General features: G+C 76.6%; 14 protein-coding genes and 1 tRNA gene. 4 read left to right on the forward strand and 11 right to left on the reverse strand.

The window, feature by feature from the left end; all coding sequences use genetic code 11:
- Positions 1-8: 8 nt before the first annotated feature.
- From BM158_RS09065 to pta, 5 genes are read right to left on the reverse strand one after another with little or no spacing between them, the layout of a single operon-like run.
- A complete protein-coding gene (locus tag BM158_RS09065) occupies positions 9-317 on the reverse strand; it encodes a biopolymer transporter Tol (RefSeq protein WP_091556894.1) in 309 nt (102 codons plus the stop codon).
- Positions 314-1,174: an NAD-dependent protein deacetylase gene (locus tag BM158_RS09070; protein WP_091556895.1), complete on the reverse strand. Its 861-nt coding sequence runs from the start codon at positions 1,172-1,174 to the stop codon at positions 314-316. The genes BM158_RS09065 and BM158_RS09070 overlap by 4 nt, the downstream gene beginning before the upstream one ends.
- A gap of 10 nt (positions 1,175-1,184) precedes the next feature.
- Positions 1,185-1,622, reverse strand: a complete 438-nt coding sequence (locus BM158_RS09075; protein WP_091556912.1) for an SRPBCC family protein — start codon at positions 1,620-1,622, stop codon at positions 1,185-1,187.
- A 46-nt stretch (positions 1,623-1,668) separates the two neighbouring features.
- The gene (locus BM158_RS09080) at positions 1,669-2,832 is read right to left on the reverse strand and encodes an acetate/propionate family kinase (protein WP_091556917.1); all 1,164 of its coding nucleotides are present in this window, start codon (positions 2,830-2,832) and stop codon (positions 1,669-1,671) included.
- Positions 2,829-4,922 (reverse strand): phosphate acetyltransferase, encoded by a 2,094-nt coding sequence (gene pta, locus BM158_RS09085; protein ID WP_091558613.1) that lies wholly within the window; start codon positions 4,920-4,922, stop codon positions 2,829-2,831. The genes BM158_RS09080 and pta overlap by 4 nt, the downstream gene beginning before the upstream one ends.
- A 235-nt stretch (positions 4,923-5,157) precedes the next feature.
- On the opposite strand from pta, the gene BM158_RS09090 reads away from it, so the two are divergent.
- Positions 5,158-5,976, forward strand: coding sequence for a hypothetical protein (locus BM158_RS09090; RefSeq protein ID WP_091556920.1), 819 nt, complete (start codon positions 5,158-5,160; stop codon positions 5,974-5,976).
- Between the two features lie 10 nt (positions 5,977-5,986).
- Here the strand turns inward: BM158_RS09090 and BM158_RS09095 are convergent, their stop codons facing one another.
- Genes BM158_RS09095 through BM158_RS09110 form a run of 4 tightly spaced genes read right to left on the reverse strand, consistent with a single transcriptional unit; the run spans position 5,987 to position 9,533 of the window.
- Complete coding sequence (locus BM158_RS09095) at positions 5,987-6,646, reverse strand: response regulator (protein WP_091556923.1); 660 nt, start codon at positions 6,644-6,646, stop codon at positions 5,987-5,989.
- Complete coding sequence (locus BM158_RS09100; RefSeq protein ID WP_165628876.1) at positions 6,643-7,806, reverse strand: sensor histidine kinase; 1,164 nt, start codon at positions 7,804-7,806, stop codon at positions 6,643-6,645. The genes BM158_RS09095 and BM158_RS09100 overlap by 4 nt, the downstream gene beginning before the upstream one ends.
- Positions 7,807-7,824: 18 nt before the next feature.
- Positions 7,825-8,622, reverse strand: a complete 798-nt coding sequence (locus tag BM158_RS09105) for an ABC transporter permease subunit (RefSeq protein ID WP_091556928.1) — start codon at positions 8,620-8,622, stop codon at positions 7,825-7,827.
- Complete coding sequence (locus tag BM158_RS09110; RefSeq protein ID WP_091556932.1) at positions 8,619-9,533, reverse strand: ATP-binding cassette domain-containing protein; 915 nt, start codon at positions 9,531-9,533, stop codon at positions 8,619-8,621. The genes BM158_RS09105 and BM158_RS09110 overlap by 4 nt, the downstream gene beginning before the upstream one ends.
- Positions 9,534-9,695: 162 nt before the next feature.
- On the opposite strand from BM158_RS09110, the gene BM158_RS09115 reads away from it, so the two are divergent.
- Positions 9,696-9,890, forward strand: a complete 195-nt coding sequence (locus tag BM158_RS09115; protein WP_131802003.1) for a hypothetical protein — start codon at positions 9,696-9,698, stop codon at positions 9,888-9,890.
- A 2-nt stretch (positions 9,891-9,892) separates the two neighbouring features.
- Here BM158_RS09115 and BM158_RS09120 read toward each other — a convergent pair.
- Positions 9,893-9,965: transfer RNA gene (locus tag BM158_RS09120), tRNA-Arg, on the reverse strand.
- A gap of 177 nt (positions 9,966-10,142) precedes the next feature.
- Between BM158_RS09120 and BM158_RS09125 the strand changes: the two genes are divergently transcribed.
- A complete protein-coding gene (locus BM158_RS09125) occupies positions 10,143-10,475 on the forward strand; it encodes a GNAT family N-acetyltransferase (protein ID WP_091556939.1) in 333 nt (110 codons plus the stop codon).
- Between the two features lie 26 nt (positions 10,476-10,501).
- Positions 10,502-11,860, forward strand: a complete 1,359-nt coding sequence (locus tag BM158_RS09130) for a cryptochrome/photolyase family protein (RefSeq protein WP_091556943.1) — start codon at positions 10,502-10,504, stop codon at positions 11,858-11,860.
- Here BM158_RS09130 and BM158_RS09135 read toward each other — a convergent pair.
- Positions 11,857-12,291: a CBS domain-containing protein gene (locus BM158_RS09135; protein ID WP_131802004.1), complete on the reverse strand. Its 435-nt coding sequence runs from the start codon at positions 12,289-12,291 to the stop codon at positions 11,857-11,859. The two genes, BM158_RS09130 and BM158_RS09135, sit on opposite strands and share 4 nt — an antisense overlap.
- Positions 12,292-12,306 lie beyond the last annotated feature (15 nt).

Raw genomic sequence — 12,306 nt, forward strand, 5'->3', positions numbered from 1 at the left:
AGTCTGGGTCAGCCGCGCTCGTCCAGCGCGGCGAGCGCGGACTCCCAGCGGTCCCGGCGCTCGTCGTCGCTCTGCTCCCACCACGCGGTGCCGCGCTCGCCCAGACCGGTCTTGGCCAGCTGCACCCGGGCGCGGGCCGCGGCCACCGCGGCGTCGTCGCCCTTGGCCGCGCGCACCCCGCTGCGGCCGACGCCGAGGTGGTGCAGCAGCCGCTCCCGCACGTCGTCGGGCAGCTGCGGGTCCTGCGCCCGCCAGCGGCGGCCGTCGACCACGATCCACCGCCCGTCGTCGGTCCGCTCGACCTCCCGGCGGGTCACCGCGCCAGCCGGTCCACCAGTGCCGGCAGCACCGCACCCAGCGGGGCGTCGACGCGGACGTCGGCCTTCTCGTCCCCCCGGGTGGGCCCGCAGTTGACGATGGCCACCGGGATGCCCTCCTTCTCCGCGCGCAGCACGAACCGGTAGCCGCTCATCACGGTCAACGAGGAGCCCAGCACGACCAGCGAGCGGGCCGAGCAGACGGTGGCGTACGCCGCGGCCACCCGCTCGGGCGGCACGGTCTCGCCGAAGAAGACCACGTCGGGCTTGAGCGGGCCGCCGCCGCAGGCCAGGCAGTCGACCATGACGAACCCGTCGAGGGCCTCCTCCGGCAGCTCGACGTCGCCGTCGGGGTTGACCTCGTCGTCGACCGGCTCGGGCCGGAAGCCGGGGTTGACCTCGCGCAGCCGCAGGTCGAGCTCGGCGCGGGGGGCGACGTCCCCGCACTGCAGGCAGACGGTGCGGTCCAGCCCGCCGTGCAGCTCCAGCACGTCGGTGGCGCCACCGGCCTGGTGCAGCCCGTCGACGTTCTGCGTGATGATGCCGCCGACCAGGCCGGCGTCCTGGAGGGCGGCGACGGCGCGGTGGCCGGGGTTGGGCCGGGCGCCGGCGATCTGCCGCCAGCCGACGAAGCTGCGCGCCCAGTACCGGTGCCGGCCACGGGGGTCGCGGGTGAAGGTCTGCCAGGTCATCGGGGTGTGCCGGCGCAGCGAGCCGGTGGCCCCGCGGTAGTCGGGGATGCCGGAGTCGGTGGACAGGCCGGCCCCCGAGAGGACGACGGCGTTGCCGTTGCCGACCAGCCGGGCGAGGTCCTCCAGCTCGGGGACGACGGTGAGCGGTGCGGTCACCCCACCCATGGTCCCCGTTTCAGCGCAGCTCTGCGTCCAGCCGCTCGAGCATGCCCGTGTAGGTGCGCGCCAGGCCCTTGGGCGCGAAGGTGCGCTCGAAGAACCCGCCGATGCCCGAGGCGCCGTCCCAGGTGGTGCGCACCCGCACGGTGGCGGCGCCGGCGTCGGCCGGGTGCACGGTCCAGGTCGTGACCATGGAGGAGTTCTGGTCGCGCTCGACCAGGCCGTCGGGCCCGTCGGTGACGGCGACGAGCTGGTCGCGGACACGCTTCTGGGTGGCGGCGAACCGCCAGTGCACCCGGGTGCCCCCGCCCTGGCCGCCCGCCTCGACGCGGTAGTCGCTGAACTGCGGCCCGGCGATCCGCTGCCGGGTGCCGGCGTAGTCGGCGAGGGCGGCCCGCACCTGCTCGGCGGGGGCTGCGACGACGTGCTCTGCGGTGGCGACGACCTGACCCATGCCGCCCAGTCTGCCCGGGCGGTGCACGCGCCGTCGCGCGCCCGGGTCATCCCGCGGTGACCGCCAGGGCGTGCCGGGCGATCTGCAGCTCCTCGTCGGTGGGGACGACGAGCACCGGCACGGCTGCGTCGTCCGGGCTGACCAGCCGTGCGCCGCGCCCGCGTGCCTCGTTGCGGGCCGGGTCCAGGGTCGGGCCCAGGTGGCCCAGGCCCTCGACCACCCGGGCCCGCACCTCGGGGCTGTTCTCGCCCACCCCGGCGGTGAACACCAGCGCGTCCAGCCCGCCCAGGTGCGCCAGGTAGGCGCCGACGTAGCCCCGGATGCGGTGCGCGTAGACGTCGAGGGCCAGCTCGGCGCGCTCGTCCCCGCCCTCGGCGGCGGCCAGCACGTCGCGCAGGTCGCCGGTGCCGGTGAGCCCGGCCAGGCCGCTGCGCCGGTTGAGCAGCGTGTCCACCTCATCGACGGACATGCCGGTGCGCAGCAGGTGCAGCAGCGCGCCGGGGTCCAGGTCGCCGCCGCGGGTGCCCATGACCAGGCCCTCGAGCGGGGTCAGGCCCATCGAGGTGGCCACCGACCGGCCGCCGGAGACCGCGCAGGCCGAGGCGCCGTTGCCCAGGTGCAGCACCACGAACCGGCCGGCGTGGCCGAGGAACCGGGCCGCCTCCTGCGAGACGTACTCGTGCGAGGTGCCGTGGAAGCCGTACCGCCGGATGCCCCGCTCGGCGGCGAGGCCGGCGTCGATGGCGTAGGTGCTGGCCTCCGGCGGGATGGTCGCGTGGAAGGCGGTGTCGAAGACCGCGACCTGCGGCACGCCGGGGAACGTCGCCCGGGCGGCGCGGATGCCGAGCAGCCCGGGCGGGTTGTGCAGCGGGGCCAGCGTCGCGAGCTCCTCGACCGCGGCCTCGACCTCGTCGTCGACCACCACCGGCGCGCTGAACCGGGCCCCGCCGTGCACCACCCGGTGGCCGACGACGTCGGGTGCGAGCTGCGGGCCGTGCTCGGTGCAGGTGCGCATCATCAGCGCCAGCGCCGCCCGGTGGTCGGGGACGTCGGCGTCGACGGTCACCTCGCCGCCCGGGCCGCGGTGCCGGATGGAGCCCGCACCGCCGATCCGCTCGACCAGGCCCGAGGCCAGCACCTGCTCGGCGTCGTCCAGCAGCTGGTACTTCAGCGAGGAGGACCCGCTGTTGACCACCAGGACGGTGGTCACCGGCCCGCCGCCTGCACCGCGGTGATGGCGATGGTGTTGACGATGTCGCGCACGGTGGCCCCCCGGGACAGGTCGTTGACCGGCTTGTTCAGCCCCTGCAGCACCGGCCCGATGGCCACCGCGCCGGCCGAGCGCTGCACCGCCTTGTAGGTGTTGTTGCCGGTGTTCAGGTCGGGGAAGACGAACACCGTGGCCCGCCCGGCCACCGCGGACCCGGGCATCTTCGCGGCACCCACCTCGGGGTCGGCGGCGGCGTCGTACTGCATCGGGCCGTCGACGACCAGCTCCGGGGCGCGCTCGCGGACCAGCCGGGTCGCCTCGCGCACCTTGTCCACGTCGGCGCCCGAGCCCGACGTCCCGGTGGAGTAGGACAGCATCGCCACCCGCGGCTCGATGCCGAACTCGGCCGCGGTGGCCGCCGAGGAGATCGCGATGTCGGCCAGCTGCGCGGCGTCGGGCAGCGGGTTGACCGCGCAGTCGCCGTAGACCAGCACGCGGTCGGCCAGCGCCATGAGGAAGACGCTGGAGACCACCGAGACGCCGGGCCGGGTGCGGATGACCTCGAACGCCGGCCGGATGGTGTGCGCGGTGGTGTGCGCGGCGCCGGAGACCATGCCGCCGACCAGGCCCAGGTGCACCATCAGCGTGCCGAAGTACGACACGTCGGGGACGACGTCGTAGGCCGCCTCGACGGTCACCCCGCGGTGGGCGCGCAGCGCGGCGTACTCCTGCGCGAAGCGGGTGCGCAGCTGCTCGTCGAAGGGGTCCACGACGTCGGCGGCGGCGATGTCCAGACCCAGCTCGGAGGCCCGGCCGCGCACCTTCGCCTCGTCGCCGAGGATGGTCAGCCGGGCGATCCGCCGGGCCAGCACGGTCGACGCCGCGCGCAGCACCCGGTCGTCGTCCCCCTCGGGCAGCACGACGTGCTGGTCGGCCGCCCGCGCCCGCTCGGTGAGCAGGTGCTCGAACATCAGCGGGGTCACCACGGTCGAGGGGCCGACGTCCAGGCCGTCGAGCAGCTGACGGGTGTCGACCGCCTCGTCGAACAGGGCGATGGACCGCTCGGCCTTGCGCGGGGAGTCCGAGGCGATGAGGCCGCGGGTGTGGATGACCCGGGCGGTGGTGTCGAAGGTCCCCAGCGGCGTGCGCACGATCGGCAGCGAGCTGCCCAGCCCCGCGATCAGCTGCAGCACCGGCTCGGGCAGGTCGATGCCGCCGTTGAGCAGGATGCCGGTCGGCGAGGGGTAGGTGCCGGCTGCGTGCGCGGTCATCACCGCCAGGACGACGTCCGGCCGGTCGCCGGGGACGACGACGACCGAGCCCTCCAGCAGTCGCGGCAGCACGTTGACCATCGACATCGCCGCCACCACGACGCCCATGGCCTCACGGTCCATCAGGGACGGGTCGCCGGCCACCAGCTCCCCGTCGACGGCGGCCGCGACCGTGGCGAAGGTCGGCGCGATGAGCACCGGCTCCTCGGGGATGGCCCACACCGGCCGGTCGGTGACCGCCTGCACCGCGGCGACGCCCTCGGTGAGCCGGTCCGGGTCGGCGCGGTTGAGCACCACCGCGACCACGGCGGCGTGCTCGGCGGCCAGCTCCCGCAGCGCCGGCTCGGCGACCGCGGCGAGGGTCCCCGGGCTGCGGGCCGGGGCCTGGCCGAGCTGCTCGGCGCCCGCCGGGTCGCGGCCGCCCAGCACGAGGACGACCGGGGTGCCCAGGTTGGCCGCGATCCGGGCGTTGAAGGACAGCTCGGTGGGCGAGGAGACGTCGGTGAAGTCCGAGCCGACCACGACGACGGCGTCGCAGCGGGCCTCGACCGCCTTGTAGCGCTCCACGATGCGGGCCAGCGCGGCGTCGCCGTCGGCGTGGACGTCGTCGTAGGTGACGCCCACGGCCTCGGCGAACCCGACCTCGGCGGTGGCCCGGGCGAGCAGGGTGTCCAGCACCGGGTCGGTGGCGCCGCGGGCGATCGGCCGGAAGACGCCCACCCGGCCGACCTCGCGGGTCAGGGTGTGCAGCAGGCCGAGGGCCACGATCGACTTGCCGGAGTGGCCCTCGACGGAGGCGACGTACACGCTGCGGGCCACGGTGCTCCTCGTCCGGGTGGGCTCGTGGCAGGCGGCGCCGGCGAGCTGCGGGTCGCTGTCGTGGCCGAACGTAACCGGTGCACCCGGCCCCGGCAGCCCGACCACCGCCGCCGCACGACCACGCTGGGTGAGGGCGCACGAGGACGGCGGGCCGCTCGCGCACCGGGACCGCCCACGGGCGACCGGCGCGGGTCAGGGTGGCGCCGGTCCCGTCCGGGATCGCGGACGGACGGGGATGCCCACGGTGGTCGACGACGCACGACGCCCCGCCGTGGTGGGTTTCGAGCAGCTGGTCGGGGAGTTCCCCGTCCTCGCACCGCCGCCGGTGCCCGACCCGCGCCCTCCCCGGCCGCCGGTCCGCCGCAAGCGCGCGCGGGGCTCCCGTGCAGCGGGGGCAGCGGGCATCACCGGCGTCGTCCTGCTGCTGGCGGGCGCCACCGGCGCCGGCCCGGCCGCCACGCCGGGCGCCGCGGCCGGGGCCGCCGTCCCGGGCCCCGCCGAGGTGCGCGGCGAGCATGCCGCGCCCGCCGACGCCCCGCAGCTGTCCCCGACCGCGGAGGTCGTCCCCGCGGCGGACGTGGTCCCCGCGGCGGCCGAGGTGGTCCCCGCGGCGGCGGAGGTGGTCCCGGCGCCCGCCGCGCAGCGCGGCGTCGTCCCGCGGGCGGTCACGAGCACACCCGTGGCGGACCCCGCGGTCCCGGCCACCGGGACGGGGGCGGCGACGTCCGCCCCGACCTCCAGCGGTGCCGGCGGTCCCGTCGGCGGTGCACCGGTCCCCGCCGGGCCGGGCGCGGGCAGCGCACCCGGGGACGGCGGCCCGGGTGGGGGGCACGCAGCCGGCCCGGGGAGCACCCCGCCGGGTGGCGGCGGACCTGGTGGTGGCGGACCTAGTGGTGGCGGGCCCGGTGGCCAGGCACCCGGCGGGCCGGCACCCGGCGGGCCGGCACCCGGCGGGTCGGGCCCGGCCGGGGCCGACCACGGCGCCCCGGGCGGACCCGGCGGCGGACCCGGTCCGGGCGGGCCGGGCCGTGGCCCGGGCGGACCGCACCGCTGATCGCGGCCGGTCAGCCGCCCTCGGGGCGGACGAGGCCGGTCTCGTAGGCCAGCACCGCGGCCTGGGTGCGGTCGCGCAGGCCGGTCTTGCCCAGGATCCGGCCGACGTGGGTCTTCACGGTGAGCTCGGAGAGCACCAGTTCGGCGGCCACCTCGGCGTTGGACCAGCCGCGGGCCACCAGGGCGAGCACCTCCCGCTCCCGGTCGGTGAGGGGGTCCAGCCGGGCGTCCCGCGCGGCGGGGTCGGGCAGCCGGCCGGCGAAGGTCTCCAGCAGCCGCCGGGTGACCCGCGGGGAGACCACCGCGTCGCCGGCGGCGACCGTGCGGATGGCGGCGAGCAGGTCGGCCGGCTGGGTGTTCTTGAGCAGGAAGCCGCTGGCCCCGGCGCGCAGCGCGGCGAAGGCGTGCTCGTCCAGGTCGAACGTGGTCAGCACCAGCACCCGGCTGGGCAGGCCCGCGGCGACGATCTGCGCGGTGGCCCCGACGCCGTCCAGCACGGGCATCCGCACGTCCATCACCACCACGTCGGGCCGCAGCTCCCGCGCCAGCGCGACCGCCTCGGCGCCGTCCCCGGCCTGGCCGACCACCTGCAGGTCGGGCTGGCTGTCCAGCACCATCCCGAAGCCGACCCGCACCAGCGGCTCGTCGTCCACGAGCAGCACCGTGGTCATGCGTGCACCCCGCTCCCGGGCACCGGAGCCAGCGGCAGCACCCCGCGCACGCGCCAGCCGCCGTCCGCCGGACCGGTCTCCACCGTGCCGCCCCACGCGCCGAACCGCTCCCGCATGCCGACCAGGCCGTGCCCGGGCGGGCGGTCGGGGTCGCGGGGCCGGGTGCCGCGGCCGTCGTCGGTGACCTCGACCTGCAGCCGGTCGGCGGTCCACTCCAGCGCGACCCGGGCGCAGCGGGCGCCGTCGGCGTGGGTGAGCGTGTTGGTGAGCGCCTCCTGCACCAGGCGGTGCACGGCCAGCTGCGCGGTGGCCGGGAGCGGGGACGGCGTGCCCCCGACGGTGAGCACGACGGGCAGGCCCGCCGCGCGGACCTGCTCCACCAGGGCGTCGAGCTGGGCCAGCCCCGGCGCGGGGGCCGGCGCTCCGTGCTCGTCGTCGCCGCGCAGCACACCGAGCAGCCGGTGCATCTCGGTGATCGCCTCCCGCCCGGTGGCCGCGACCTGGCCCATGGCGGCGCGGGCCCTCTCCGGCGCGGTGTCGATGGCGTAGCCGGCGCCGTCGGCCAGCGCGGTCATCACCGAGATGTTGTGCGCCACGACGTCGTGCACCTCCCGGGCGATCCGGGTCCGCTCCTCGGCGACGGCGGCGCGGGCCCCGGCGTCCCGCTCCCGCTCGGCACGCAGCGCGCGGTCCTCCAGCGCCCGGACCAGCGAGCGGCGGGTGCGCCGGTTGCGCCCGACGACCACGGCCACCACGGTCGCCGCGCTGATCGGGACGACGGCCTCGCCGCCGGGCCGGCCGAGCAGGCCCAGCACCGCCAGGGTCACCGGCACCAGCGCGACGACGGCGGTCGCGGCGACCACCTCCCGGGCCGGACGGCGGTCGGCCACCCAGGCCAGCAGCCACAGCGTGACCGCCCCGGCCGGCAGCAGCCGCTGGGGCTCCAGGCCGTGACCGGCCCACCACGCGCCCAGGACGACGACGGCGACGACCAACGCCGGGAACGGGGCGCGGTGGCGGGCCAGCGCGGTCGACCACAGCAGCAGCGAGACCAGCACCGCGCCGGCCGAGAGCCCGCCGAGCCTGACCACCGGGCCCAGCGAGAGCACCGCCAGCACGGCCACCGGCGCGACGAGGCGCAGGCGGGCCGACGTGGTCATGCCGGTCATCGTCCACGCTCAGGCGTCGCGGGTGCGCAGCCGCCACACCGCGGCGGCCAGCCCGACCGCGACGTAGCCCAGCAGCACGGCGAACCCCGTCCAGGGTGCGAACTGGTCGGCGGTGGTGGTCAGCCGCAGCAGGCTGCCGCCGGCCGAGCTGGGCAGCCAGCGCACCACGTCCGGGCCCCAGTCGCCGGGCAGCAGCCCGCCGAGGACCGGCAGCAGGAAGACGAGCCCGAACAGCGTCGCGACGGCGCCGGCCGTGGAGCGCAGCAGCCAGCCCAGCGCGGAGCCGAGCAGGGTGATCGCGGTGAGGTAGAGCGCCGTCCCCAGCACCACCCGCAGGACGCCGTCCTCGGCCAGGCCCGGCATGCCGTCGACGACGGCCGAGCCGACGGCGTAGGCGGCGAGCGCACCGGCCGCGGCGACGACCAGCACCAGGGCGCCGAGGACGGCGGCCTTGGCCGCCACGACCGGCCAGCGGCGCGGGGCGGCGGCGAAGGTGCTGCGGATGGTGCCGGACGTGTACTCGCCGGTGACCAGCAGGACGCCGAGCACGCCCATCGCCAGCTGCGCCAGGTTGTAGCCGGCCAGCGCGAGGGTCAGGGGCTGGGCGAAGTCGACGCCGGGCGGGCCCCCGCCGCTCCCGCTGGGCCCGCCGGTGTCGGCGGTGCTGGTGAACAGCAGGCCGAGCAGCACCATCCCGACCAGCGAGCCGCCCAGCACGTACCAGGTGGAGCGCAGCGAGCGGGCCTTCACCCACTCCCCCCGCAGGAGACCGGTCGTGGTCGCGGTGTGCTCCAGGGTGGTGGTCATGCCGGCTGCTCCTCGGTGCGGTACTCGCGCTCGTCGGCGGTGAGCGCCATGAACGCCTCCTCGAGGGAGGCCTGGACGGGGGTGAGCTCGTGCAGTGCGATGCCGGCCTCCGCGGCCCGGTCGCCGACGACCTCCGCCGGCACGCCGCGGACCAGCAGCACGCCGCGCTCGGCGGACTCGACGACGACGTCGGGTCCGGTGAGCAGCCCGGCGAGCTCGCCGGCCCGCGGGCTGCGCACGCGGACGCCGTCGCCCCCGGCCCGGCGGATGAACTCGCCGGTGGGCACGTCGGCGACCAGCCGGCCCCGGCCCATCACGACCAGGTGGTCGGCGGTCACCGCCATCTCGGCCATCAGGTGGGAGGAGAAGAAGACGGTGCGGCCCTCGGCGGCCAGCCGGCGGGCGAGGGTGCGGATCCACAGCACGCCGTCGGGGTCCAGGCCGTTGACCGGCTCGTCGAGCACGACGGTGGCCGGGTCCCCGAGCAGCGCGGTGGCCACGCCGAGCCGCTGGCCCATGCCGAGGGAGAACCCGCCGACCCGCTTGCCGGCCACCGCCGTGAGCCCGGCGAGCTCCAGCACGGTGTCGACCCGGGCCCGGGGCAGGCCGGCCGTGGCGGCCAGTGCCTGCAGGTGGGCGCGGGCGGTGCGGCCGGGGTGCAGCGCCCGGGCCTCCAGCAGCGCGCCGACCTCGCGGAGCGGGTCCCGGTGCTCGGCGTAGGGCCGGCCGTTCACCAGCGCGGTGCCGGCGGTGGGCCGGTCCAGGCCCAGCACCATCCGCATGGTCGTGGACTTCCCGGCGCCGTTGGGGCCCAGGAACCCGGTGACGACGCCCGGCCGGACCGTCACCGTGACGTCGTCGACGGCGAGTCGCTCGCCGTAGCGCTTGGTCAACCCCTGCAGCTCGATCATGGCGTCCAGCCTGCTGCGCGCCGGGCCCGCCGTCGTCGCCCCCGCGGCGTCACCTCGGCCCGCGCGGCGTACTCCTGCAGACGTAGGTCCACCTCCGGGTGGAGGCACGGATGGGACCCCGGGCCGATGTGCGGGGACGCCGCCGTCGCCAGGATCGACGGCATGGACAACGGGACGGACGGGGCGGAGATCGCCCGGGTGCTGCGCCAGCTGCGGCTGGCGGTGTTCCGCGGCGACGTGGTCGTCGACGCCGCGCGGGTGGCCTCCTGGCCGCCGGGGGCGCGGCTCGCGCTGGACCAGTGCGCCCGCCGGGCCGCGGCGCGCGGGCACCGGTTCGAGGTGCAGCGGGCCGCCTGAGGTGCCCCCGGCAGGATTCGAACCTGCGGCCTGCGGTTTAGGAAACCGTCGCTCTATCCCCTGAGCTACGGGGGCCCGGGTGCGGGTCGAGGTTAGCGGGCGCGTCGCCGCCGTCCGGGAACCCCCGGAGGAGCAGGATCGTGGTCCTGGGTGGAAGCGGAAACGAGACGAAGCGGTTACCTTGTCTGTCCGGAGTCGAGCGCGGGCTCCAGGTCCCGGCAGCGGAGCCGGGCAGGAGGTGGGATCAGCACGATGAGCAGCACGCAGCAGGTGCACGTGGAGGACGCCCCGTCCCGCGGGCGTTTCGAGATCAGCGTCGACGGCCAGGTCGTCGGCATGGCGAGCTACCACGTCGACGACGACGTGATGACGCTCCCGCACACCGAGGTGTCCCCCGCCGTCGCCGGCCGGGGGCTGGGCACGGTCCTCGTGGCCGCGGTCCTCGCCAGCGCCCGCGAGCGCGGCCTGTCGGTGCTGCCCTACTGCTCCTTCGTCCGGCACTACCTGCAGCAGCACCCGGCCGACCACGACCTGGTGCGCCCCGACGACCGGCCGCACTTCGGCCTGCCGCTCACCGCGCGCTGACCTCGCAGAATCCGTAGGTTCGGGCGGTGCCGACCGCCATCCACTGGTTCCGCCGTGACCTGCGCCTGGGCGACAACCCTGCGCTGCTCGCCGCCCGCGAGGCCGGCGACGTGCTCCCCCTCTTCGTGCTCGACCCGGCGATCTGGGAGAAGTCCGGCGACCCCCGCAGGCACTTCCTGGCCGGCTGCCTGGCCGAGCTGCACGAGGCCACCGACGGCCGGCTGGTCGTCCGGCACGGCACGCCCCAGGACGTCGTCCCCGCCCTCGCCCGCGAGGTCGGCGCCGACACGGTGCACATCGCCGGGGACACCGGGCCCTACGGCCGGCAGCGCGACGCCGCGGTGGAGAAGGCGCTCGGCGACGACGCCGCGCTGGTGCGCACCGGCTCCCCGTACGCCGTCGCCCCGGGCACGATCACCAAGGACGACGGCACCCCCTTCAAGGTGTTCACCCCCTTCTCCCGCCGGTGGCGCGACCACGGCTGGCACGACCCGGCGGCCCGCCCCCGGAAGGTGAGCTGGGCCCGCGCCGACGGCGAGGACCTGCCCGAGGCACCCGACCTCGGCGACACCGAGGTGCTCGAGCCGGGTGAGGCCGCGGCGCACCGGCGCTGGAAGGCCTTCCTCGACGACCGGATCGAGGGCTACGACGAGGAGCGCAACCGGCCCGACCTGGACACCACCAGCAGGATGTCGGCGCACCTGCACTTCGGCACCGTGCACCCGCGCACCCTGCTCAAGGACATCGCCGACTCCGGGAAGGTCGGCAAGGGCGTGGAGACCTACACGACCGAGCTGTGCTGGCGGGACTTCTACGCCGACGTGCTCTGGCACCGGCCCGAGACCGCCCGCGAGTACTACAACCCCGAGCTGCAGGGGATGACCTACTCCACCGGCGAGCAGGCCGACGAGGACTTCGAGGCCTGGGCCGCCGGCCGCACCGGCTTCCCGGTCGTCGACGCCGCGATGCGCCAGCTGCTGGCCGAGGGCTGGATGCACAACCGGATGCGGATGATCACCGCCAGCTTCCTGGTCAAGGACCTGCACCAGGAGTGGACCCGCGGCGCCCGGTACTTCATGCAGCACCTGGTCGACGGCGACCTGGCCAGCAACAACCACGGCTGGCAGTGGGTCGCCGGCACCGGCACCGACGCCGCGCCCTACTTCCGCGTCTTCAACCCGGTCAGCCAGGGCCAGAAGTTCGACCCGGACGGCGACTACGTGCGCCGCTACGTCCCCGAGCTGCGCGGCATCGAGGGCAAGAAGGTGCACGAGCCGTGGGACGTCGCCGACGGCCTGCCCGAGGGCTACCCGGAGCGGATCGTGGACCACAAGCACGAGCGCGAGGTCGCCCTCGACCGCTACGCCAAGGCGCGGGGCCGCTAGGCCGGCAGCAGGTCCCGGTCGGCGGCGCGGGCGGCGACGTCGGCGTCGGTGCAGAAGCCGCGGCCGCTGCGCTTGAAGCACAGCAGGCCGAGCAGCCGGCCCGTGTCGTCGACCACCGCGGTGCGCCGCCGGCCCTCGGCCCGCAACCGCGCCGCCACGACCTGCACCGGCTCGGACGGCGGCACGGTGCGGCCCTCGAGGCGGCCGAGCTCCTCCACCGGCTGCTGGTCCGGGCCGGCCAGGTCGTCGCGCTCGACGACGGCGACCAGCCGGACGCCGTCGACCACCAGCAGCGCGTGCACGTGGTCGTCGGCGAAGAACGCCCGCGCCTGCCCGGTGGTGGTGCCGACGCCGCAGGTCTTGGGGGCGCGCACCATCGCCTCACCGGCGGTGCGGGCCGCGGAGCCCCCCGCGCACGGATCGGTCGTCACCACCCCAGCGTGCCC

This window comes from Klenkia taihuensis (assembly GCF_900112525.1).
Lineage (GTDB): Bacteria > Actinomycetota > Actinomycetes > Mycobacteriales > Geodermatophilaceae > Klenkia > Klenkia taihuensis.

What these genes read in the sequence shown, in the direction of transcription:
- BM158_RS09070 (WP_091556895.1), bottom strand. Translation starts at nt 1,174, where the DNA reads ATGGGTGGGGTGACCGCACCGCTCACCGTCGTCCCCGAGCTGGAGGAC.
- BM158_RS09075 (WP_091556912.1), bottom strand. Translation starts at nt 1,622, where the DNA reads ATGGGTCAGGTCGTCGCCACCGCAGAGCACGTCGTCGCAGCCCCCGCC.
- BM158_RS09090 (WP_091556920.1), top strand. Translation starts at nt 5,158, where the DNA reads ATGCCCACGGTGGTCGACGACGCACGACGCCCCGCCGTGGTGGGTTTC.
- BM158_RS09095 (WP_091556923.1), bottom strand. Translation starts at nt 6,646, where the DNA reads ATGACCACGGTGCTGCTCGTGGACGACGAGCCGCTGGTGCGGGTCGGC.
- BM158_RS09100 (WP_165628876.1), bottom strand. Translation starts at nt 7,806, where the DNA reads ATGACCACGTCGGCCCGCCTGCGCCTCGTCGCGCCGGTGGCCGTGCTG.
- BM158_RS09105 (WP_091556928.1), bottom strand. Translation starts at nt 8,622, where the DNA reads ATGACCACCACCCTGGAGCACACCGCGACCACGACCGGTCTCCTGCGG.
- BM158_RS09110 (WP_091556932.1), bottom strand. Translation starts at nt 9,533, where the DNA reads ATGATCGAGCTGCAGGGGTTGACCAAGCGCTACGGCGAGCGACTCGCC.
- BM158_RS09115 (WP_131802003.1), top strand. Translation starts at nt 9,696, where the DNA reads ATGGACAACGGGACGGACGGGGCGGAGATCGCCCGGGTGCTGCGCCAG.
- BM158_RS09125 (WP_091556939.1), top strand. Translation starts at nt 10,143, where the DNA reads ATGAGCAGCACGCAGCAGGTGCACGTGGAGGACGCCCCGTCCCGCGGG.